The organism is Streptomyces sp. NBC_00873 (assembly GCF_045207415.1).
GTDB lineage: Bacteria > Actinomycetota > Actinomycetes > Streptomycetales > Streptomycetaceae > Streptomyces.
Map to the genome: position 1 here is coordinate 9,035,530 of NZ_CP108803.1, position 21,033 is coordinate 9,056,562.

Genomic DNA, 21,033 nt, shown 5'->3' on the forward strand with positions numbered 1-21,033 from the left:
CCGCGCGGGGAGACTGTCCGGCCGGGTCGAGTGCGTGGCCGGCGGATACGACCCAGGCGTCAGGGAGCGAGATCTGTTAACTCGCCCAGATGGCCCGGCGCGAACGCCCCGCGGCAACCGCTACCTCATGAGAAATGACAGACTTGGCATCCAATGGAGATCCTGCTGAACAGTGATCTTGGTCGACACGGTTCTAGTGTCCTGCGCCGGAGATCCGTTGGCAGAAGCGGGCGAGTGAGTCGAGAATCTCTTCGGCTGTCTTGGTCCAGATGAACGGTGTTGGGTTTTCGTTCCATTCCTTGACCCAGGATCGGATGTCGGCTTCCAGGGAACGTACGCTTTTGTGTGCACCGCGGCGGATCTTCTGGTCGGCGAGGAAGCCGAACCACCTCTCCACCTGGTTGATCCAGGACGAACCAGTAGGGGTGAAGTGCAGGTGGAATCGGGGGTGCTTGGCCAGCCATGCTCTGATGGCGGGTGTCTTGTGGGTGCCGTAGTTATCGCAGATCAGGTGGACCTGGAGGTGCCCAGGAACCTCCTTCTCGATCTTGATGAGGAACTTCTTGAACTCCGCTGCCCGGTGCCGACGGTGCAGCGAGGTGATGACCTCGCCGGTCGCGACGTCGAAGGCCGCGAAGAGGGTGGTCAGACCGTTACGGACGTAGTCATGGGTGCGACGCTCGGGCATGCCCGGCATCATCGGCAGCACCGGCTGGGACCGGTCCAGCGCCTGGATCTGCGACTTCTCGTCCACCGACAGCACCACCGCCCCTTCGGGCGGATTGAAGTACAGCCCGACCACGTCGTAGACCTTCTCCACGAACAAGGGGTCCGTCGACAGTTTGAAGGTGTCCGTCAGATGAGGCTTGAGATGGAACTTCCGCCAGATTCGGCCCACGGTCGATTTCGACAGCCCACTGCGTTCGGCCATCGACTTGCGCGACCAGTGGGTGGCATTCTTCGGGATCTCCTCCAGCGTGCTGACCACGACCGCTTCCACCTGGTCGACGCTGATGGTGGGCGGCCGGCCCGGCCGGGGCTCGTCCACCAACCCGTCCAGCCGGGCGGCCAGGAACCGCCGACGCCACTTGCGGACCGTGTCCGCCGCTACCCGCAGATCCCGCGCCACCACAACAATCGGCGGAACGTCAGGGCCTGCACACGCCAGCACGATCCGCGCCCGTAACGCCACCGCCTGCGCAGACGTCGCCCGCCGGGCCCAACGCTCCAACACCGCACGCTCGTCAACGGACAACAACAACGGTTCCAGCTTCGGACCACGACGCGGTGCGGGCACACCCGCAGAAACACTCATACAGGTACTAACGACGGATCTCCGGCGCAGGACACTAGCAGGAGCTCCATCTCCGCTTCAGGCGGCTTGACACATCAACACGCGCCTAACGCCTAACTACACGGCATATGCCGTCGGCATTGGTACTAGGGGTGGTGCGCGAGCGGGGCCCGGGCTCCCTTACCGGCCGGCAACACTGATCATCTTAAGCGCCGTGGCTCGGCGGCATGGAATGGCTCCCAAGAGGGTTGCAAAGAACCGTCCACTCGGTATATTTCTTTTCGTTATTCGCACAACAGGGCGATGCGATCAACTTCGCGTGAGTTGGGCGGAAGGGGTATTCACCGTGCACTCGCACTGCACGGTGTCGCTGGGTTCTGTCTTTTCCTCCCCCATCGCTGCTTGGTTCGGTGCGCTGACAGCACAGTCTGGGAAAAGGGGGAGGCCCGGGATCGTGGGTGACTTGCAGGCGCAAGTGGTGGTCGTGGGCGGAGGCCCGGTCGGGTTGCTCCTCGCCTGCGAGCTGGCGGGATACGGGGTCCGCACCCTGGTCGTCGAGGCGGAGACCGGTGTGTCCGGCCGGCCCAAGGCGACCACGCTGCATGCCCGGACCGTGCAGTCCCTGGTCCGGCGTGGTTATCTCGGCGGGCTCGCCGGCGCAGGGAAGGAGGCGAGCTCCGCCTTAGCGAGCTGCACTTTTCACTTCGCAGGGATTCCCGGCCTGACTATCTCGGCCCCGGCCACGGAACCGCAGCCGATCCTCAAGTGTCCGCAGGAGGAGCTGGAGAGCCTCTTCGAGGAGCGGGCCCGGGCCGCCGGTGCGATGATCCTGCGCGGTCACCGGGTGACCGAGGCACACCAAGGGCCGGACGGGGTCCACGTCACGGCGGAGGGACCGCGCGGCCGGGTGACCTGCGCGGCCGAGTACGTGGTGGGAGCGGACGGCGCGCGCAGCACAGTGCGCGAGCAGGCCGGCTTCGACTCCCGGACGTACCCGGCCACGGTCTCCGCGATGGCGGGCGATGTCCGTCTCGAGAAGGCGGACGCCCTGCGGCAGGGTTGGCACCGCACCTCTCGCGGCTGGATCGTTGCCAAGGACGTCCCGCACGGCGGGATCCGCTTGCGGACACTCAACTGCGCGGGCACGTACCGGGCACGCCATCTGCCGCTCACCCTGGAGGAGCTGCGCCGGGAGGTCTCCTGGATCGCGGGACGGGACATCGCGATGCGGGCGCCGAAGTGGCTGAGCAGGTTCAGCGATTTCTGCCGGCTCGTCCGGTCCTACCGGAAAGGGCGGATCCTGCTGGCGGGGGACGCGGCGCACGTGCACTTCCCGATCGGCGGCCAGGGGCTGAGCACCGGTCTGCTGGACGCCCTCAATCTCGGCTGGAAGCTGGCGCTCACGGTGCGCGGCTCCGCGGGTGAAGGGCTGCTCGACACCTACGACCAGGAGCGCCGGCCCGCCGCGCAGCGGGTCATCGACAACACGCGGGCGCAGCTGGCCCTCATGCGGCCGGATACCGAACTCGACCCGCTGCGCGCCCTGTTCGGTGAGCTGCTGGCCGGAGGATTGGAGAGCGGCGTATTGGCTTCCGTGATCAGTGCCCAGGACACGGTGCTGCCTGCGCGCGGCGCGGATTCTTCCCCATGGGAGGGAAGCTTTCTGCAGAATGTCGAACTGACCACCCGGGAAGGCCGCACCGATGTGATCGGCCTGCTGGGCGAGGGGCGGCCGCTGCTCCTGCTCTTCGGCGGGCAGGCCGGCGGCTACGAGACGCAGGCGCAGGCATGGGCCGGGCTGCTGCGGATGGTGCGTGCCGAGCCGGTACCCGATCTGCCGTGTGAGGCAGTGCTGGTGCGGCCTGACGGGTACGTGGGCTGGGCGGCGGGGGGAGGCCAGCTCGCCCCCGCTCTCAAGGCGTACTTCGGTGAGGGCGGGGGAGCGGTGGCCGATGGTGTGGAGGCCAAGGGTGCTCGTTCGGGCGCGGTCAGCTGAGGAACGTCGGCTGCTGCACGATGTGCATGTCCTGCAACTCGCTGTGGACCGAGGCTCCCCTGCCCTCGGAGAAGTCCACCGCAGCGAGCACCGGCGGCACCACGACACTGGGCAGCACGTACCGCAGCAGGGCGCTGACTCTGCGCGGCAGGTCTTCGTAGTTGGACATGGCCTGGGACATGGCCTGGACGCCGGCGAAGGCTCCCACCAGGACATCGGAGGTCTCTGCCGGCACGACGTGAGGCATCAACTCGCCCTGGGCCTGCGCTTTCTCCAGCAGATCAATGCCCACCGTGCTCCAGCGCAGGAAGGGGCCGCTGCGGTCGAGTCCCTGAGCCTGATGGTCGAGCGACAGCCGGACACCGGCCCGGACGAGGAGGTCGGTCTGCAGGCGGTAGGCCTGCAGGAACGTCGTGTCCACCAACTGCTGGACCTTGCAGGCACGGTCGGGAATGGGCAGCTGGTGATCCTGCTCACGGATCACCCCCTCCGCCAGGTCTTCCTTCGTAGGGAAGTGGAAGTAGAGGGCACCCTTGGTCACGCCGGCGGTGGTGAGGATTTCGCTGATCGTCGCGGCCAGGTAGCCGCGTTCCTCGAAGACCTTGGCCGCCGCTGTGAGGATCGTCCACCGGGTGCGGATCGCCCGGTCCTGCATCACCACTCTCGGCCCCCCCTTTCTTCGATGAGGCCCGAGACCCCAATAAAAAACCGTCTGGTTCGTATCTTACAGCGGAGTTGCGATTCGCATGCCTCCCCCATGGACGTACCAGATTCAATGCATGGCCAAAACGAACACAGGGGAGAGCGAGGAGCGGATGACAGGGTGCGGCTGCTGCGGTCGGCCGGACGGGGAGAGGGAGGCCCCAGTGATCCTGGTGACGGGTGCCACCGGAACGGTGGGGCGGGAAGTGGTCCGGCGGCTCCCCGCCGATCTGCGCGTTCGCATCATGGCCAGGGACCCCGCGAAGGTCACGGGGGCGTCATCGACGGCGGAGACAGTCGCCGGGGACTATGAGGATCCGCGGTCGCTGGCCCGGGCTGTGACGGGGGTGCGGACGGCATTCCTTGTCACCACCCGCGTCACAGGCGACGACGACTCCCGGTTCGTTCGCGCCGCACAAAGAGCCGGGGTGCAACGGTTGGTGAAACTCTCCGCGGCAGCTGTCCTCGACCAACAGGCCGACGACCTCATCACCCGGTGGCAGCGTGCCAACGAGGAACTGCTGCGTGCCTCCGGCATGGAGTGGACCCTGCTGCGTCCGCGCGCGTTCATGTCCAACTCCCTGGCCTGGGCGGCCTCCATCCGGTCCGAGCGCACCGTCCGCGCGCTCTACGGGACGTCGGTCAACGCCTGTGTGGATCCCAGGGACATCGCCGAAGTCGCCGTGCGGGCCCTGACCGAGGAGAGGCACGCCGGATGCACCTACACCCTTACCGGACCGGAGGCGCTCACCGCGATCGGGCAGACGGAACAGCTCGGCCGGCTGCTCGGGGTTCCCCTGGACTTCGAGGAGTTGAGCCGGGACGAAGCGTGCGCTGCACTGAGAAGGCGCTATCCGGCGCCGGTCGTCGAGGCGCTGCTGGAGAGCGCGGAACGGCAGCGGGCAGGCGCCAAGGCTCAAGTGGAGGACACCGTCCGTACGGTGACGGGCCGGTCGGCGGGATCCTTTCGGGGGTGGGCCGAGGACCATCTCGAGGCCTTCGCCCTGCAAGAGCCGGGGACGCCGGTCCCGAGCCGATCCGTGCAGCATGCTCGTTCGTCACAGCCGCGGAGGACGGATCGGAGTGGAGGAACATGACACGGCGTCAGCTTGGAGGGGGCTGGTGCCCAGCACGCTGCGCACCGGCCCCGGGAGGTCACCCCGTGAGCGACGTCATGGTCACGGTGGCCCGGAACGCAGGTATTTCCTCCCGCTGGGCGGTCACGAGCACGGCCTCCTCGTGGTCCGTGCACGATGCCGGAATCCGGCGCGCCTCAGGCTGAAAGCGCCGGACGGGAAGTGATCGCTGTGGACCCCCGCAACACCTCGCGGCGATGCCCCGGATGCGGGCACACCGCCAAGGAGAACCGGCCCACACAGGAGAAGTTCCACTGCGTCGCATGCGGCCACCAGGCGCACGCGGACACCGTGGGAGCGACCAACGTTCCACGGGCCGGGCTGGTCCGTCGAAACGCCAACCCGGCGTAACGAGAAGCCCCCTCGTTCACGAGGGGGGAGTCACATCGAGTCCCGTGTGGCCTCGTGAGGGCGGCCGTCGTCGACCTCTGTCTGTGGGACCTCGGATGACGCCGTGGCGAGCTGTCGCCCTCGTGGCATGGTCATCTTCCGGTCCCGGAGTGTCGTTGAGGCGCAGCCCGGGTTGAGCCTCCAGCGATCCCTCAGCACTTCTCGAGTGTCCCGATCGACCATGGCCCGGGGCTGTGAGGAGGGGATGGGCCGGATGGAGAGCACAGAAGCTGTGCTCCGCGTGGAACGCGGCCAGGCCAGCCAAGAGGAGCTGGCCGCTCTCGCGGCGGTGCTGCTTGCTTTGCGCGCACGCGACCGGGCGGAGCCCGAGCAGCCGCTGTTGCTCGGATGGAATTGGTGGAAGCGGCCGCAAGGCTACGCTCCGCCCGGCAGCTGGCGGTGAGCCGACCGCTGCCCGAGGCGCCTTCCATCACAGGAAACGAAACCGTATAGGCGGTTTGACCATGTTCTCCAGGAACCGGGGCGGGATCTCCTCAGCCTTGTCCCAGAAAGGGACCAGAGATGGCGATGACGACTTCCCCCGCGCCGACCGGGACAGGGCCGACCGACCTACGCGGTCGCGTGGCGGAGTTGCACGCGATACGGGCTCAGGTGTTGGACGGGCCGAGTGAGGAGGCGACGGCGGCGCAGCACGCCAAGGGCAAGCTGACGGCCCGGGAGCGTATCGGGCTGCTGATGGATGCGGGTTCGTTCCAGGAGGTCGAGCGGTTGCGCCGGCACCGGGCGACGGGGTTCGGGCTGGAGGCGAAAAAGCCGTACACGGACGGTGTGATCACCGGCTGGGGCACGGTGGATGGGCGGATAGTGTTCGTCTACGCCCACGACTTCCGGATCTTCGGTGGTGCGCTGGGTGAGGCGCATGCAACGAAGATCCACAAGATCATGGACATGGCCATCGCGGCCGGCGCGCCGCTGGTGTCGCTCAACGACGGTGCCGGGGCGCGTATTCAGGAGGGTGTGAGTGCGCTCGCCGGGTACGGCGGGATCTTCCAGCGCAACACCAGGGCGTCGGGTGTCATCCCGCAGATCAGTGTGATGCTGGGCCCGTGTGCGGGGGGTGCGGCCTACAGCCCGGCTCTGACGGACTTCGTGTTCATGGTGCGCGACACCTCGCAGATGTTCATCACCGGCCCCGACGTGGTCAAGGCGGTGACCGGCGAGGAGATCACCCAGAACGGTCTGGGCGGCGCCGACGTGCACGCCGAGACGTCGGGCGTGTGTCACTTCGCGTACGACGATGAGGAAACCTGCCTTGCCGAGGTCCGCTACCTGCTGTCGATGCTCCCGCAGAACAATCGGGAGGCGGCGCCCCGGGTGCGCAGCGGCGACCCCGTCGACCGGCGTAGCCACGTGCTGCTGAACCAGGTTCCGGCGGACGGCAACCGCCCTTACGACATGGGCAAGGTCGTCGAGGAGATCGTCGACGACGGCGACTACCTGGAGATCCACGAGCGCTGGGCCCGCAACATCATCTGCGCGCTGGCCCGCCTGGACGGCCGGGTCGTCGGCATCGTCGCCAACCAGCCCCAGTCGCTGGCCGGTGTTCTGGACATCGAGGCCAGCGAGAAGGCCGCTCGGTTCGTGCAGATGTGCGACGCCTTCAATATCCCGATCGTGACCTTCCTGGACGTCCCTGGCTTCCTGCCCGGCGTCGACCAGGAACACGGCGGCATCATCCGGCACGGCGCGAAACTGCTGTACGCCTACTGCAACGCCACCGTGCCCCGGATCTCGCTGATCCTGCGCAAGGCGTACGGAGGTGCCTACATCGTCATGGACAGTCAGTCCATCGGCGCCGACCTCACCTACGCGTGGCCCACCAACGAGATCGCCGTGATGGGCGCCGAGGGCGCGGCCAACGTCATCTTCCGCCGCCAGATCGCCGAGGCCGAGAACCCTGAGGCCTTGCGGGCCCGGATGGTCAAGGAGTACAAGGCCGAGCTCATGCACCCCTATTACGCGGCCGAGCGCGGCCTGGTCGACGACGTCATCGACCCGGCGGAGACCCGCGAGGTACTCATCCGGTCCCTGGCCATGCTGCACAGCAAGCACGCCGACCTGCCCTCCCGTAAGCACGGCAACCCCCCGCAGTAACAGCACGACCCTTGACGGCAGTACGAGTCAACCGCACGACAGTTCTGTTATTTTGCCCGAGAGGTCTGCTGTGCCCGCGAGAACGCCCGTTTGTCAGGGCAGATTTCCGCCGGGAATCGATGGACGCCTGCACGCGTCCTTGCGGTCGGGCAGCATGGAGTCGCGTGAATCCCCTCCTCAGAGGCGTACGGGAGGAGGTCGCGCATGCCTGGCTGACGGTACATCAAAACAGCACCAACGGTTTGCCGTTGACAAACCGGCCGGCCTGTTTTGTACTCGTGAGGTGCCGGGAAATGCACATTCACCGAGGGGGCAACGGCGTGCAGATCGACGTACTGGGCATATTAGACGTCAGGGAGAATGGGGCGTCCATCGCTCCTACTGCGCCGAAGCCCCGGCAGGTGCTCGCCCTTCTGGCGCTGCACGCCGACCAGGTGGTGCCGGTCTCCGCTCTCATCGACGAGCTGTGGGCGGGCCGGCCCCCGCGCAGCGCGCGCACCACGTTGCAGACCTACGTCCTGCAACTGCGCGACCTCATCACGCTCGCGCTGGAGAAGGACACACGCGCCGCCGAGCCTGCTTCGCCCCCGCGGCGCCGCGCCAAGGACGTCCTGGTCACCTCGCCCGGCGGGTACATGCTCGTCTCCGGTGGCGGGACCAGCGACGTCCGGGAGTTCGAACGGCTCGCGGGCGTGGGCTACCGCGCGATGGACGCAGGAGACTTCCAGGGCGCCTCGCGCCTGCTTGGTGAGGCACTCGCCCTGTGGACCGGCTCGGCCTTCGCGGACGTGCAGACCGGTGCGCAGCTGGAGATGGAGGCCAAACGGCTGGAAGAGAGCCGGCTGTGCGCCCTCGATCAGCGCATCGAGGCCGACCTCCGGCTCGGCCGCCACCGCGAACTGCTCCCGAAACTGACCGTGCTGACCAGCCGTTACCCCACCCACGAGAACCTGCACGCCCAGTTCATGCTGGCGCTGCACCGCTCGGGGCGGCGCGGCGAGGCCCTCGACGTCTACCACCGGCTGCGCAGCACCCTCGTACGGGACCTGGGCCTGGAGCCCTCGGCACGGTTGCGCCGGCTCCAGCAGTCGATCCTGACAGCCGCGCCGGAGACTCCGCTGGCCGCGGAGCAGCAGATGCCTGCCACGGTTCCTCCCCCCTCTGCCCGTGCGGGCAGCGCACGCTCGTTACCCGTGAACTGACGTGTGAGAGGCGGGTCGTGCCACAGCGGCGCAGATCACCGCGACTCTGGCTGCAGTGCGGCGCAATAAGTGGGTAGCCTCAGACGAAATGGTCAAGTTACCACTTGGTAACTGACTTTCGTCGGTTCGAGGAGCCCACTCATGCAACTCGTCGCGATCATCGTGTCGCTGGCCCTGATCGTGGTCGGCTTCGCGCTGTTCTACCGAGCCACCTTGCAGATCTATCACTTCGTACGGCTTGGCCAGCCCGTCCCCAAGGGCTTCCGGACCAACAACCCCTACCAGCGCAGTGTGACGCTGGTCAGGGAGTTCGTCGTCCACACCCGGATGAATCGCTGGGGTCTCATCGGAGTGGCGCACTGGTTTGTGGCAGTGGGCTTCTACTCGCTGCTCCTGACCCTCGTCAACGCCACAGGCCAGCTTTTCAATGCCGACTGGGTGCTGCCGGTCCTCGGCCACTTCACGCCCTACAACGTCTTGGTCGAGTTCCTCGGCACAATGACGGCGCTCAGCATCCTGACCCTGATCGCCATCCGCCAGTTGAGCCGGACCTCGACCCCGGGCCGCAAGTCGCGGTTCGCCGGTTCCAAGACGGGCCAGGCGTACTTCATCGAGACCGTCATCCTCATCGTGGGCACCTGCATCGTGGTGCTGCACGCCCTGGAGGGCGCCCTGCACCACGTCGACCACTACGAGGCCTCGTACTTCATCTCCTACCCGTTGGTCGCCTGGTTCCAGGGGATGAGCCTGTCTACCCTGCAGCACCTCGTCTACTTCTTCGCTGGCCTGAAGATCGCGACCTCGTTCATCTGGATGATCGTGGTCTCGCTGAACACCAACATGGGTGTGGCCTGGCACCGCTTCCTGGCCTTCCCGAACATCTGGTTCAAGCGCAACGCGACCGGTGAGACGGCCCTCGGCGGCCTCCAGCCGATGACCTCGGGCGGCAAGCCGATCGACTTCACCGACCCGGGCGAGGACGACGTCTTCGGTGTCTCCCAGGTCGAGCAGTTCTCCTGGAAGGGCCTGCTCGACTTCTCCACGTGCACCGAGTGCGGTCGCTGCCAGTCGCAGTGCCCGGCCTGGAACACGGGCAAGCCGCTCTCCCCGAAGCTGTTGATCATGTCGCTGCGCGACCACGCGCACGCCAAGGCGCCCTACCTGCTCGTCGGCGGCGGCAAGACCATGGAGGGCGAGGAGAAGGCGTCCGAGGAGCAGCTGAAGGACGTTCCCGCCGCCGCCCTCGCCGAGGCCGGGCGCCCGCTGATCGGCAGTCTCGAGGAGAACGGCGTCATCGACCCGGACGTGCTCTGGTCCTGCACCACCTGCGGTGCGTGCGTGGAGCAGTGCCCGGTCGACATCGAGCACATCGACCACATCGTCGACATGCGCCGCTACCAGGTGATGATCGAGTCCGCGTTCCCGTCCGAGGCGGGCACGATGCTCAAGAACCTGGAGAAGAAGGGCAACCCCTGGGGCCTGGCCAAGAAGCAGCGCCTCGAGTGGCTCAAGGAGGTCGAGTTCGAGGTCCCGGTCGTCGGCAAGGACATCGAGGACCTCTCCGAGGTCGAGTACCTGTACTGGGTCGGCTGCGCCGGCGCCCTGGAGGACCGTGCCAAGAAGACCACCAAGGCCTTCGCCGAGCTGCTGCACATCGCGGGCGTCAAGTTCGCGATCATGGGCGGCGACGAGAAGTGCACCGGTGACTCCGCCCGCCGTCTTGGCAACGAGCCCCTGTTCCAGGAGCTCGGCATGGAGAACGTCATGGCCCTGAACATGGCGTTCGGCGAGGAGATGGATGACGACGGCAAGGTCACGTCCGAGTCGAAGAAGCCGAAGTCCGCGAAGAAGATCGTCGCGACCTGCCCGCACTGCCTCAACACGCTCGGCAACGAGTACCCGCAGCTCGGCGGCGACTACGAGGTCATCCACCACACGCAGCTGCTCCAGCACCTGGTGGACGAGGGCAAGCTGATCCCGGTCACCCCGGTCGAGGGCATCATCACGTACCACGACCCCTGCTACCTGGGCCGTCACAACAAGATCTACACGCCCCCGCGCGAGATCATCGCGAAGGTGCCGGGTCTGCGGAACGAGGAGATGCACCGCCACAAGGAGCGCGGCTTCTGCTGCGGCGCCGGTGGTGCCCGGATGTGGATGGAGGAGCGGATCGGCAAGCGCATCAACAACGAGCGCGTCGACGAAGCCCTCTCCCTCAACCCGGACATCGTCTCCACCGCCTGCCCGTTCTGCCTCGTGATGCTGACCGACTCGGTCAACGGCAAGAAGAACGAGGGCCAGGCCAAGGAGTCCGTCCAGGTCGTGGACGTCGCCCAGCTCCTGCTGGAGTCCGTGAAGACCCCGGTCGACGACGAGCCCCCGGCGGGCGCGTCGGAGGTGGATAGCGAGCCGGAGCCCGAACCCGCGACGTAACGCCGTAAAGAACGTGATGTGAAGGCTACTGGGGGGCCGCGCGGTGGCGGCCCCCAGTCGGTTCTCCGCCCCTGGAGTGCGGGCTGCTGAGCCCACCCTTGCCGCGCCGCTGGAGCGGCGCGAAGCCCGGACCCGCGCGGCCGCCCTGCCCGCGGTCACCGTGACGCTGTTCTCGCTGGTCGCTGGTCGCTGGTCGCTGGTCGCCGGGCGCATGGCGAGCATCGCCCGCATCATCGCCAGGGTGACCAATTCGGCGTCGGTGAGCTGCGGCGCGATCCCCACGGCCGGCCGGCACGGCGCCAGGTCCGGACGCTCTTTCAGCAGGTCGTCGGTCGTCGCATAGAGTGCTGTCGCTAGGGTGTCTAGGTTGTTCGTCACAAAACGATCTTGGACACCCTCGTTCTTGCGTCCGCAGGCACCCCTTGGAATTGATCATCTAGGCGCCGCACCGTGGGAGACAACCCGCGAGGGCAGGGCGAACGGTAATGACCAGTCATGTTTTTCGTTCCTCCATATATAAAACCACCCACGCGGTTTGTTAATGTGCGTGTGGCTCCTGCACGGCCATGCCCGCGCCGGCCTGCGGATTCCGCGAGCACGGCACCCCCCCCACGCTAGGTGCGTTGCAAGGGGCATGAGATGTCTGCGTCTTTTCCGGCTTTCGACGTCCCGTTGCCCAGGAGGCAGCACATGGTCAAACAGGAGCGAGCGGCACGCACGCGGCGTTCGCTGATCCAGGCCGCGGCCGAGGTGTTTGCCGAGGTGGGCTTCGTCCATGCGTCGTTGGGCGCCATCAGTAAACGAGCCGGTGTCAGCAACGGGGCGCTGTACTTCCACTTCGCCAACAAGAGCATGCTCGCCGAAGCGGTCGAGGCAGAGGCCACCGAGACCGTTCGTCGGCTCACCGAGGGGGCGCGGGCCCGGCAGGGCGACTCCTTGCAGTCGGTGGTGGACGCCACGCACGAGCTGATGGGCACCCTGGCCCAGGACGTGGTGGTCCGCGGCGGCTTCGAACTCGCCGGTGACATCGCGCGCCGTGCGAAATCCCCGCTGCGGAAGGAGTGGCAGCGCTGGGTCGAGGACAGCCTCCGCCGCGCCGAGCGCAGCGGTGGCCTCGCGGATGGGGTGTCCTGGGTCGACGCCGCCCGTGTCATCGTCGCCGCGACCACGGGCCTGGAAGTGCTCGGCGGCAGGGATGCTTCCTGGCTGTCCCGGCAGAACCTCACGCGGTTCTGGGAGTTGCTGCTGCCGCGGCTTACCGACCAGCGGGCCCTGAACACACTGGTGTGCTCCGGCTCGCGGCCGCCGACTGCCGTACCCGCACGGGCGCAGTCACAGCTGACAGCCCCCGAGCGGTAGCAGGCACTCGGTCTGTTTACTGCGTGTTCTGCGGCATCGTCCCCTCTTCGGCTCTCGGGGTGTCGCACAGGACAACCCTCGATTCCCTTGAACTTCGCTGCACCAAAGGAGGGTTGAGCTCATCGCCGCCGCCTTGGAGCAGGGCCGACCGGGGCGGGACGCGGCGGACGGCCAAGGACGTCCTGGTTACCATGCCCGGCGGCTATCTCCTCGACCAACGCCTGATCCTCACGGCCGGCCCCGAAGCCGCGTTCGGCCGGACGGCGGACGACGGCCGCGAGCGCCTGGTGCGGAGCGTCTGAGCAGAGGGCTCGCGCGAAGAACCCAGGGCATGAACGGGGAGGCCGCATGCGAGGGGGGTACGCAGCGCACCCGCATGCGGCGGCCGAGTGTGAGGAGAAAGATTTTCGAGTCGTCCGCGTTTTCTTTCCGGCCGAGTTCTCAGGACTTCCTTCTGCGTTTCTCAAAGCACGCCTTCCCTGTCTGTTCTTTGAGGATTGCTCAAATGTCACTGAAGGAACCGATGCCTCCGGTGTGGGTACGGCTAGCGTGCGGGTTCGCCGACGACTTTCCGCGATCTGGAGTGCAGGACGACGAACGGAGGGAACCATGGAGATTCAGGTTTTGGGTCCGCTGTGTGCCGCCGTGAACGGGGACTCGATCGTCCCGACTGCCAGGAAGCCCCGACAGGTTCTCGCCCTGCTTGCGTTGTATCCGCGCCGCGTCGTGCCTGTGTCGACGCTGATGGAGGAGATCTGGGGGACGGAGTTACCGCAGAGCGCGATGACCACGCTGCAGACGTACATCATGCAGCTGCGCCGCTGCCTCGGCACCGCGATGGGGCCCGACGCGCCGGGTGCGGCGAAGGACGTACTGGCCACTCGGCACGGCGGCTATGTGCTCCAGATCCCGCCGGAGTCCGTGGACATGCACACCTATGAGTGCCTGGTCGCCGAAGGCCAGGAGGCCTTCGAGGAGGGCGAGGACGAACGGGCTGCCCGCTGCTTTAGACAGGCTCTCGCCCTGTGGCAGGGGCCTGCACTGGTGGACGTACGACTCGGTTCGGTCCTGGAGATCGAAGTCACGCGGCTGGAGGAGTCCCGGCTGGTGACCATAGAGCGGCGGATCGACGCGGATCTGCGGCTCGGCCGGCACGCGGAACTGATAGCCGAACTCACCGACCTGATCGCCCGCCACCCCCAGAACGAGGGCCTGTACGCGCAGGCGATGGTGGCCATGTACCGGTCGGGGCGGCAGGCTTCTGCCCTGGACGTGTACCGGAGGCTGCGGGAGGGACTGATAGAGGAGCTCGGCGTGGAACCCTCGCCACAGCTGCAGCGCCTGCACCAGGCCATGCTCGCGGTCGATCCGGAACTCGACGTGGTGGCCGGTGCGCGGCGCGGCTCCACCTTCAACCGGTACGCCGCCTGACCTCGGCGTTTCGGTTGCGGCCGGTGAGGTGTAGTTCGCGGTTGGCTTGGTGGTGGTCCGGTCGATTTCAGGTGCCCCACCACTTCCGACCCGTCAGCGCTGACATGGACCTTGGGACGCGACCCGACCCGGGCCACCAGCTGGACCCGCCTCAACCGAAACGGCGAGGCTAATACTCCAGCAGCGGTTCGCGTCCTGAGCCGCGGGCTCGGCTCGGTCTCGAGTGCAATTCGAGGCTGTGCGGCGATTCTCGAACCCCGCCCCGTGGCACCTGGGGCGGACGCAGAGGAGGATGCCATGTCGGACGAACAGCCAGTGCGACTGTATTGTTTCGCACACTCCGCTGAGGGCGTCTTTGTCTTCGACGACTGGGCGGCGAGCGTCGGACCCGGTGTGGAGCCGGTCCCGGTCCTCATGCCGGGCTGCAAACAGCGCCGAACCGAACCCCGGGTGACCACACATGAGGCGCTGCTCACCGATGTGCTGCCCCTGTTCACCGACCCGCACCCCGGCCCGTTCGTCCTGTACGGGCATGGTCTTGGTGCGATGATCGCGCTCACCGTGACGCGCGCCCTGCACGAGGCGGGCCTGCCGGGCCCGGCGCTCCTCGCCGTCGGCTCCTGCTCGCCGCCGCGCATGCCCCCCGAGCTGCCGGATGCCCGCCGGGCAACGGACGACGAACTGCTGCATCTCCTGAGCGGCAGGGGCGCCGTGCCGCCCAGCAGCGACGAAGGGATCTTTCTCCGGGCCATGCTGCCGTTGCTCCGCGCCGACCTGGAACTGGCCCAGGCCTTGCACGAGGCGGCCCGCATGCCCTCCCTGGCTGGTCCGCCCACCACCCCGGTGCTCGTCGTCGCCTCGCAGGACAACCCGCTGGCCCCGCCCTCGACAGCCGACGGCTGGCGCCAGTGGACCGAGGGGCCCACCTGGTTGCGCACCGTCCCGGGGCGCCACTTCTTCGTCCGCGGCGGCCGTGAACTGCCCCGGCTCCTGGGTCGGGTCTGCCGCGTCACCCGCCGACTCCTCCAGGAGCCGGCGCCCGTCAGCTGATCCCCGTGCTCCGGCCACCCGATCCGGGTTCTCATTCGGCCATCCGGACTCTGTTCGCGTCCCGGCCCGCGCGATGTGATGGGAGAGGTGTTCAGATGTCTGCTGAGCGTGTCGACAGGGCGACGCACCACGTACACGTGGCCGCGCCCGCCGGTGTGGTCTACGCAGTGCTTGCCGATGCGGCGAAGCTGCCGCTCTATTTTTCCCCGAACGTCCATGTGGAGCGCCTGGAGTTCGACGGCGAGCGGGAGCGCCTGCGGATGTGGTCCCTCATGGACGGGCAGCTGAAATCGTGGACCTCGTGGCGACACTTGGACCTGGTGGAGCGCCGCATCGAGTTTCGGCAGGAACTGCCCGCGGCCCCGCTGGACTCGATAGGCGGCGTCCTGAGCCTACGCGGCAAGGGCCCGTACGACACCGAGCTGGAACTGCTGTACGGCTTCACGGTCATCGACGACCTGCCCGACGACGCGGCGTGGGTGGAGCGGGTCGCTGGCTTGAACAGCCGTACTCAGCTCGCCGACCTGAAGAGTTTCGCCGAGCGGTGGACACGCCTGGACGAACTGGTGCTGTCCTTCGACGACTCGATGCGCATCAACGGCCCGGCCGAGCTGGTCTACGACTTCCTGTACCGGGCCGGGGACTGGCCAGAGCTGGTGCCGCACGTCACCCGGGTTGGCCTCACCGAGGACGCACCCGGAGTGCAGCGTATGACCATGGAGACGCTGACCGAGTACGGCTCGCACACCACCGAATCGGTGCGGATCTGCTTCCCGCACGCGGGCCGCATCATCTACAAGCAGACTGCGACCCCTGCGCTGCTGGCGGCACACACTGGTGAATGGTCCGTCGTCCCGGACGAGACGGGGGTGACCGTCACGGCGAAGCAGAGCGTCGTGCTGCGCGAGGAGAACATCACCGCGGTGCTGGGCGAGGGCGCGGACCTCGCACACGCCCGCCGCCATGTGCGTGCCACGCTGGGCCGGAACTGCCTGGCCCTGCTCACCCTGGCCAAGCAGCACGCGGAGAGCGCCGTCCCCATGCTGTGACGGTTCCGCATCCGTCACCGACGCGGTGAACGGCCATCCCTGATCTTCGCAGGGAATCCCGGCCTTCAGGCCGGGCGGGAATGCGATCCTTGGACCGGAGGCGCGGAGCGTTGGAGTGCTCTGCGTTGTCAGTGGCGCCAGCTATGTTGATCGGACTGACCGAAGGGGGGTGGCTGGGTGATTCGTGCGTACAAGTTCCTCATGCGGCCCACCGTCCGGCAGGGCCAGGCGCTCGGTGAGATGCTGCGAGATCACTGCTCGCTCTACAACGGGGCATTGGAGGAACGGCGTGATGCCTACCGTCATGTATCGAAGACGAGCATCAAGTACGGGATGCAGTCGGCGCAGTTGAAGGATATTCGGGCGTTCGACCCGGAGCGTCAGGGGCGTTGGTCGTTCTCCTCGCAGCAGGCGACCTTGCGCCGGTTGGACAGGGCGTTTGCGGCGTTCTTCCGGCGGATCAAGGCTGGGGAGACGCCTGGATACCCGCGTTTTCGTGGGGTGAACTGGTTCGACACGGTGGAGTTTCCGAAGGACGGGGACGGCTGCCGCTGGGATTCCACCCCGCACGACCCTGTCACGCGCGTGCGCTTGCAGGGTGTCGGACATGTCAAGGTCAACCAGCACCGGCCCGTAGTGGGCAAGGTCAAGACGGTCAGCGTCAAGCGCGAGGGCCACAAATGGTTCGTCGTACTGACCGCTGAGCAGGAGCGGCCCGAGCCACTGCCGGCAACGGGCAGCGTGGCCGGCATCGATCTGGGCATCGCCAGCTTCCTCGCCGACTCGGGCGGCGGGTTCGTGGAGAACCCCAGGCACGGACGCCGCGCTGCCGCGAGGCTCGAAGCCGCCCAGCAGGCGCTGTCCCGGTTCCCGCGCCGCAAGGCGAAGGACCGCACCGCCAACCACCGGCGGGCCGTGGAGCAGGTCGCCAAACTGCATGGCAAGGTGCGCCGTCAGCGCCTGGATCACGCGCACAAGACCGCCCTCGGCCTGGTCCGCGCGCACGACGTCATCGCGCACGAAGATCTCAAGATCCGCAACATGAGCAGGGCCCGCCTCCAGGCCGGACCCCGACCAGCCGGGCACCTTCCTGCCCAACGGTGCCGCCGCGAAGGCCGGGCTGAACCGCTCGATCAACGATGCCGGTTGGGGGGTGTTCCTGACGATCCTGCACGCAAAGGCTGAAAGCGCCGGGCGGGAAGTGGTCGCCGTGGACCCCCGCAACACCTCCCGTACGTGCCCCGAATGCGGGCACACCGCGAAGGAGAACCGGCCCACACAGGAGAAGTTCCACTGCGTCGCATGCGGCCACAGCGCACACGCCGACACAGTCGGGGCTCTCAACGTCCTACGGGCCGGGCTGGTCCGTCGCGAAGCCCAACCGGCATAGCGAGAAGCCCCGCTCTTCAGGGCGGGGAGGAGTCACTAGCGTCTCATCCCGACCGCCGTGGACGCAGGCAGGCCAGGAGGCCGACATGGGCGAGAGCCAGTACGGCCCGGCCTGGCCGGCGTACGCCCCGCCCTCCGCTGCCCGTGTCGCATCCGCTCCTTCCGCCCCGGCCTCACCGGGCCTGCGCGCGACTTCCGGCCCCGGCGGCCGCCCCTGGGCCGGCGCCGGAGCCGTTCAAGGGCCCCGCACGCTCGTCCAGTGCCCGTAGAAAGGAGAGAGAGGGTACCCGGCCCCCGCCGCAGCGGACCGTACACCCCGGACACCATGACCTTTCACCGCTTCCCGCATGCGCCGATCTCCGTGGTCGTCGACCCAGGGTCCCCTCCGTACGCAGCGCCGTGGGACCTCGAACTGCGCGGGCCGCTCGACGCTGTCGCACTGGAACACCTCCTGGGCCAGCTGACCGCCGGTGCCCCGGGCCGGCCCGCCTGGCAGCACTGGTTGTTACGGCACGGCCCCGATCACCACACGCTGCGGTTCTCCATGCCGCAGGGAGCGCCCGCCGCCTTCGTCTCGGGCCGCATCGCCGATCGGCTCACCCAGCCGCCGCCTGTCGACCGCCCGCTGCCCTCCGCCCAGCGCGCGGCCGCCGACGAGACTCCGGCGCGGCCGCAGCCCGTACCGGACCGTCTGGCCTGCTGGGTCGCCGAACTGCGGGAGCTGGCCCGTGACTCCGCCGAGGCCCAGCACTGGAGCCTTGTCGCCGAGCGCAGGTCCCGGGTGGCACGCTTCCACCAGCCCGCCCGGGTGACAAAGCCGGGCGATGGGCCCGATGCCGCCCCGGCACAGGCGCCGAGCCCCGGGCCGCGCGAGGTCCGGCACACCGGCTTCACCCTGGACGAGGGCCTGACCGAGCGGATCACCCACGGCCTGGCCCGGTGGCTCGCGCTGACCACCGGGCAGGTGCTGACCGGTGTGTTCGCCCTGGCCCTCGCCCGCTGGCAGGGATCCGACGAGGTCGGCTTCGACGTACGCAGCGACCCCAGGACCGGCCGCCAGAGCCTGCGACGCCAGGCGGGCCGGCTCACCGACCCGTACCCGGTCCACCTCACACTGGACCCCGGCCTCAATTCCCTCACTCAACTAACCGCTCTGGCAGGCCTCTTGGCCGCTTGCCCCGGCCGCGCCGGGGGCGGCGCGGGCTTCGGGGCCTGCCGCGAGTGGAGCCCCGATCCTTCGCTGCGTCGTGCCCTGCGCGAACTGATGCCCGCCCAGGCCTGCTTGACCCTGGACGACCCCGGCCAGCCGCTGCCCGGCTCCGCCCGGCCCGTGCACGGCGGCGCACCGAGTCGGCCCGTGTACCGCGTCGAGGTGCGGGCCCAGATCGTCGACGGCAGGCTGCACATCGGTCTCGACTGGGTGAGCGACCACGCGGAAGGCATCACCGACACCTCCGTGGACGCCCTTCAGCACCTACTGCGGGAGCTGCTGGGGGAGCTGGCCGACGCCGCGCCCGCCGCCCCGATCCCGCCTGCCTTCCGGGCCACCCCCCAGCAGTCGGCGCTCTACACGGGCGGCGATGCGCAACCCGGCACCGGACGTCATGTCGAGCAGCTCGTATGGGTCTGGCGCGGCCCGCTCGACGCCGGACGCTTCACCGCCTCCTGGCAGTCGGTCTTCAACTGCGAGACGGTGCTGCGCACCGCGTTCACTCCTGGTCCCGAACCGCTGCTCGTGGTGCACGACCGGGTCGCGCCCGAGATCACCCGCCGGTCCTTCCACGACGGCGACTGGTTCGCCCTCCTGGAGCGCGACCGGCTGCGTGGCTTCGACCTGTGCCGCCCCGGAGCGCTGCGCTTCACGCTGCTGGAGCCGGAGCAGACCCAGCCCGCCGGCACCGTCGCACCCACCCGGATCCTGGTCACCTACCACCGGGCCCTGCTCGACACCTGGAGCGCGCACCTCCTGCTGCGCGAGTTCTACCGCGCCTATCTCGCAGGCGGCACCCTGCCCGGCGGTGAGCGCCGCCCCGACCTGCGCGACTACACGGCCTGGGTCGCCGCCCAGGACCTGGAGCCCGCCTGGGGGTTCTGGGCGCGCATCGCGCCGCCCGACGGTGCGGCGTCCAGACCGGGCCGGTCCGCCGGGACCACCGGCCTGACCGGCATCGGCCGTGCCCGGCTGCGCCTGGACCCCGTTGAGACCACCCGCCTCGCGCGCTGGGCGGGCACCTGGGGCACCGCCGAGAGCAGCGTGCTGCAGGCCGTCTGGGCCATGCTGATCTACAGGGCCTCCGGCGCCACCGGACCGGCCCCGGTCTGTTTCGCGGTGACCGTGTCGGGGCGTGGCATACCGCTCGACGGCGCGGCCCGGATGGCGGGGCCGCTGCGCAATCCACTGCCGATGTCCGTCGAGGTCGATCCGGCGGGCACCGTGCCGCGCCTGCTGCGGCAACTGCGCGACCGCACCCTGGACATGGCCGCCTACGAATGGGTGCCCGCCGACTGGATCCGCGCCTGGATCCGCGCCTGGGGCCGCAGCGGTGCGGTCGCCAACACGGTCATCGTCTTCGAGGATCCGCCGCATCCGTGGGAAGGCCTGGAGGCCGAACTCGCCGCCCACGGCATCCACGCCGAGTTCCCAGGCACCCTGCCGGCCCGCTCTGTGCTCCCCATCGGGCTGCTCGCCCACCACGACAGCGCGGGCGGCTTGGTCCTCACGGGGGTGCACGACCGGGCCCTGCTCGACGAGGACGCGGCCGCTGAACTGCTGGCGCAGAGCGCCATGTTGCTGCGTGCGCTCCCCTTGTCGGCGGGCGAGTCCACCACCGTCGGGGAGGCCTTGAAACTCCTGGAGGGCAGTGCCGTACCACGCATGGCCGAAGCCCCCGGGGCCGGCAGGGACACCCCGCTGGTCACCTTGCGCGCGGCGCGCCAGGACCAGGCGGGCACGATCTGTCTGATCCCGGCGCCGGGCGCGCCCGAGACCTGCTACGACCTGCTGGCCCGCACCTATCCGGGCCCCCAGGAACTGCTGGTGCTCACCACCGGCCCCGACGCCGACGGCGCGGAGCCCGTCCTCGCAGCGCTCGGCACCGGCCGGTCCCTGCTGCTCGCCGGATTCTCCGGTGCCGGCGCCCTCGCCTGCGACATCGCCCGACGCATCGTGGCGGACGGCGGCCGCCCGCCACGGGTGGTGATCGCCGGTGCGGCTGCGGACGAGTGGGAGCGGGCCCGCAATCTGGCCGGGGCTCTCCAGGCCGCCACCGGACCGGCCACCTGAAGCCGACGGACCGGCCACCTGAAGCCGACGGCCGCAAGCCGACGGCCGGAAGGACGGGCCGGGGGGCACGACCCGGCAGCGGCCCTCTATGCCTTTCCCATTGTTCTTCAAGCGTCCCTCATCCGGAGTTCTGCATGGTGGCTGTGGCACGGGTCACCCCGCCCGGTCGCCGGCCACAGCCAGCCGCCCGCCTTCGCCCGGCCC

General features: G+C 68.5%; 13 protein-coding genes and 3 pseudogenes. 13 read left to right on the forward strand and 3 right to left on the reverse strand.

From position 1 onward, the window contains the following. Positions 1-193: 193 nt before the first annotated feature. Entirely contained in the window at positions 194-1,315 is a 1,122-nt protein-coding gene (locus OH809_RS42055) for an IS630 family transposase (protein ID WP_331743599.1), read from the reverse strand. A 433-nt stretch (positions 1,316-1,748) separates the two neighbouring features. Between OH809_RS42055 and OH809_RS42060 the strand changes: the two genes are divergently transcribed. Next, on the forward strand, positions 1,749-3,290 hold the full coding sequence (locus OH809_RS42060) for an FAD-dependent monooxygenase (RefSeq protein WP_406415630.1): 1,542 nt from the start codon (positions 1,749-1,751) through the stop codon (positions 3,288-3,290). Here OH809_RS42060 and OH809_RS42065 read toward each other — a convergent pair. Then, a complete protein-coding gene (locus OH809_RS42065; protein WP_406415628.1) occupies positions 3,283-3,951 on the reverse strand; it encodes a ScbR family autoregulator-binding transcription factor in 669 nt (222 codons plus the stop codon). The genes OH809_RS42060 and OH809_RS42065 overlap by 8 nt on opposite strands. A 205-nt stretch (positions 3,952-4,156) precedes the next feature. Between OH809_RS42065 and OH809_RS42070 the strand changes: the two genes are divergently transcribed. From OH809_RS42070 to OH809_RS42095, 6 genes and pseudogenes are all read left to right on the forward strand, one after another. After that, the gene (locus OH809_RS42070; protein ID WP_406415626.1) at positions 4,157-5,089 is read left to right on the forward strand and encodes an NAD(P)H-binding protein; all 933 of its coding nucleotides are present in this window, start codon (positions 4,157-4,159) and stop codon (positions 5,087-5,089) included. Positions 5,090-5,266: 177 nt separating this feature from the next. Further along, a pseudogene (locus OH809_RS42075) lies at positions 5,267-5,479 on the forward strand (zinc ribbon domain-containing protein); the annotation flags it as partial. 253 nt (positions 5,480-5,732) lie between these two features. Beyond that, positions 5,733-5,921, forward strand: a complete 189-nt coding sequence (locus tag OH809_RS42080; RefSeq protein ID WP_406415624.1) for an acyl-CoA carboxylase epsilon subunit — start codon at positions 5,733-5,735, stop codon at positions 5,919-5,921. Between the two features lie 125 nt (positions 5,922-6,046). Next, positions 6,047-7,633: an acyl-CoA carboxylase subunit beta gene (locus OH809_RS42085; RefSeq protein ID WP_406415622.1), complete on the forward strand. Its 1,587-nt coding sequence runs from the start codon at positions 6,047-6,049 to the stop codon at positions 7,631-7,633. A gap of 320 nt (positions 7,634-7,953) precedes the next feature. Continuing rightward, the gene (locus OH809_RS42090; RefSeq protein ID WP_406424658.1) at positions 7,954-8,835 is read left to right on the forward strand and encodes a BTAD domain-containing putative transcriptional regulator; all 882 of its coding nucleotides are present in this window, start codon (positions 7,954-7,956) and stop codon (positions 8,833-8,835) included. 141 nt (positions 8,836-8,976) lie between these two features. Further along, positions 8,977-11,268: a (Fe-S)-binding protein gene (locus OH809_RS42095; protein WP_406415621.1), complete on the forward strand. Its 2,292-nt coding sequence runs from the start codon at positions 8,977-8,979 to the stop codon at positions 11,266-11,268. 186 nt (positions 11,269-11,454) lie between these two features. Here the strand turns inward: OH809_RS42095 and OH809_RS42100 are convergent. Continuing rightward, positions 11,455-11,646: pseudogene (locus OH809_RS42100) on the reverse strand (IS982 family transposase); the annotation flags it as partial. Positions 11,647-11,958: 312 nt separating this feature from the next. On the opposite strand from OH809_RS42100, the gene OH809_RS42105 reads away from it, so the two are divergent. The 6 genes and pseudogenes from OH809_RS42105 (at position 11,959) to OH809_RS42130 (ending at position 20,829) form a co-directional block, all read left to right on the forward strand. Then, a complete protein-coding gene (locus tag OH809_RS42105) occupies positions 11,959-12,627 on the forward strand; it encodes a ScbR family autoregulator-binding transcription factor (protein ID WP_406415619.1) in 669 nt (222 codons plus the stop codon). A 609-nt stretch (positions 12,628-13,236) separates the two neighbouring features. Next, complete coding sequence (locus OH809_RS42110) at positions 13,237-14,058, forward strand: BTAD domain-containing putative transcriptional regulator (RefSeq protein WP_406415617.1); 822 nt, start codon at positions 13,237-13,239, stop codon at positions 14,056-14,058. 297 nt (positions 14,059-14,355) lie between these two features. Next, complete coding sequence (locus OH809_RS42115; RefSeq protein WP_406415615.1) at positions 14,356-15,108, forward strand: thioesterase II family protein; 753 nt, start codon at positions 14,356-14,358, stop codon at positions 15,106-15,108. Between the two features lie 95 nt (positions 15,109-15,203). Further along, positions 15,204-16,157: an aromatase/cyclase gene (locus OH809_RS42120; protein WP_406415614.1), complete on the forward strand. Its 954-nt coding sequence runs from the start codon at positions 15,204-15,206 to the stop codon at positions 16,155-16,157. 177 nt (positions 16,158-16,334) lie between these two features. Further along, positions 16,335-17,547: pseudogene (locus tag OH809_RS42125) on the forward strand (RNA-guided endonuclease InsQ/TnpB family protein). 324 nt (positions 17,548-17,871) lie between these two features. Next, the gene (locus OH809_RS42130) at positions 17,872-20,829 is read left to right on the forward strand and encodes a condensation domain-containing protein (RefSeq protein ID WP_406415612.1); all 2,958 of its coding nucleotides are present in this window, start codon (positions 17,872-17,874) and stop codon (positions 20,827-20,829) included. Positions 20,830-21,033: the final 204 nt, after the last annotated feature.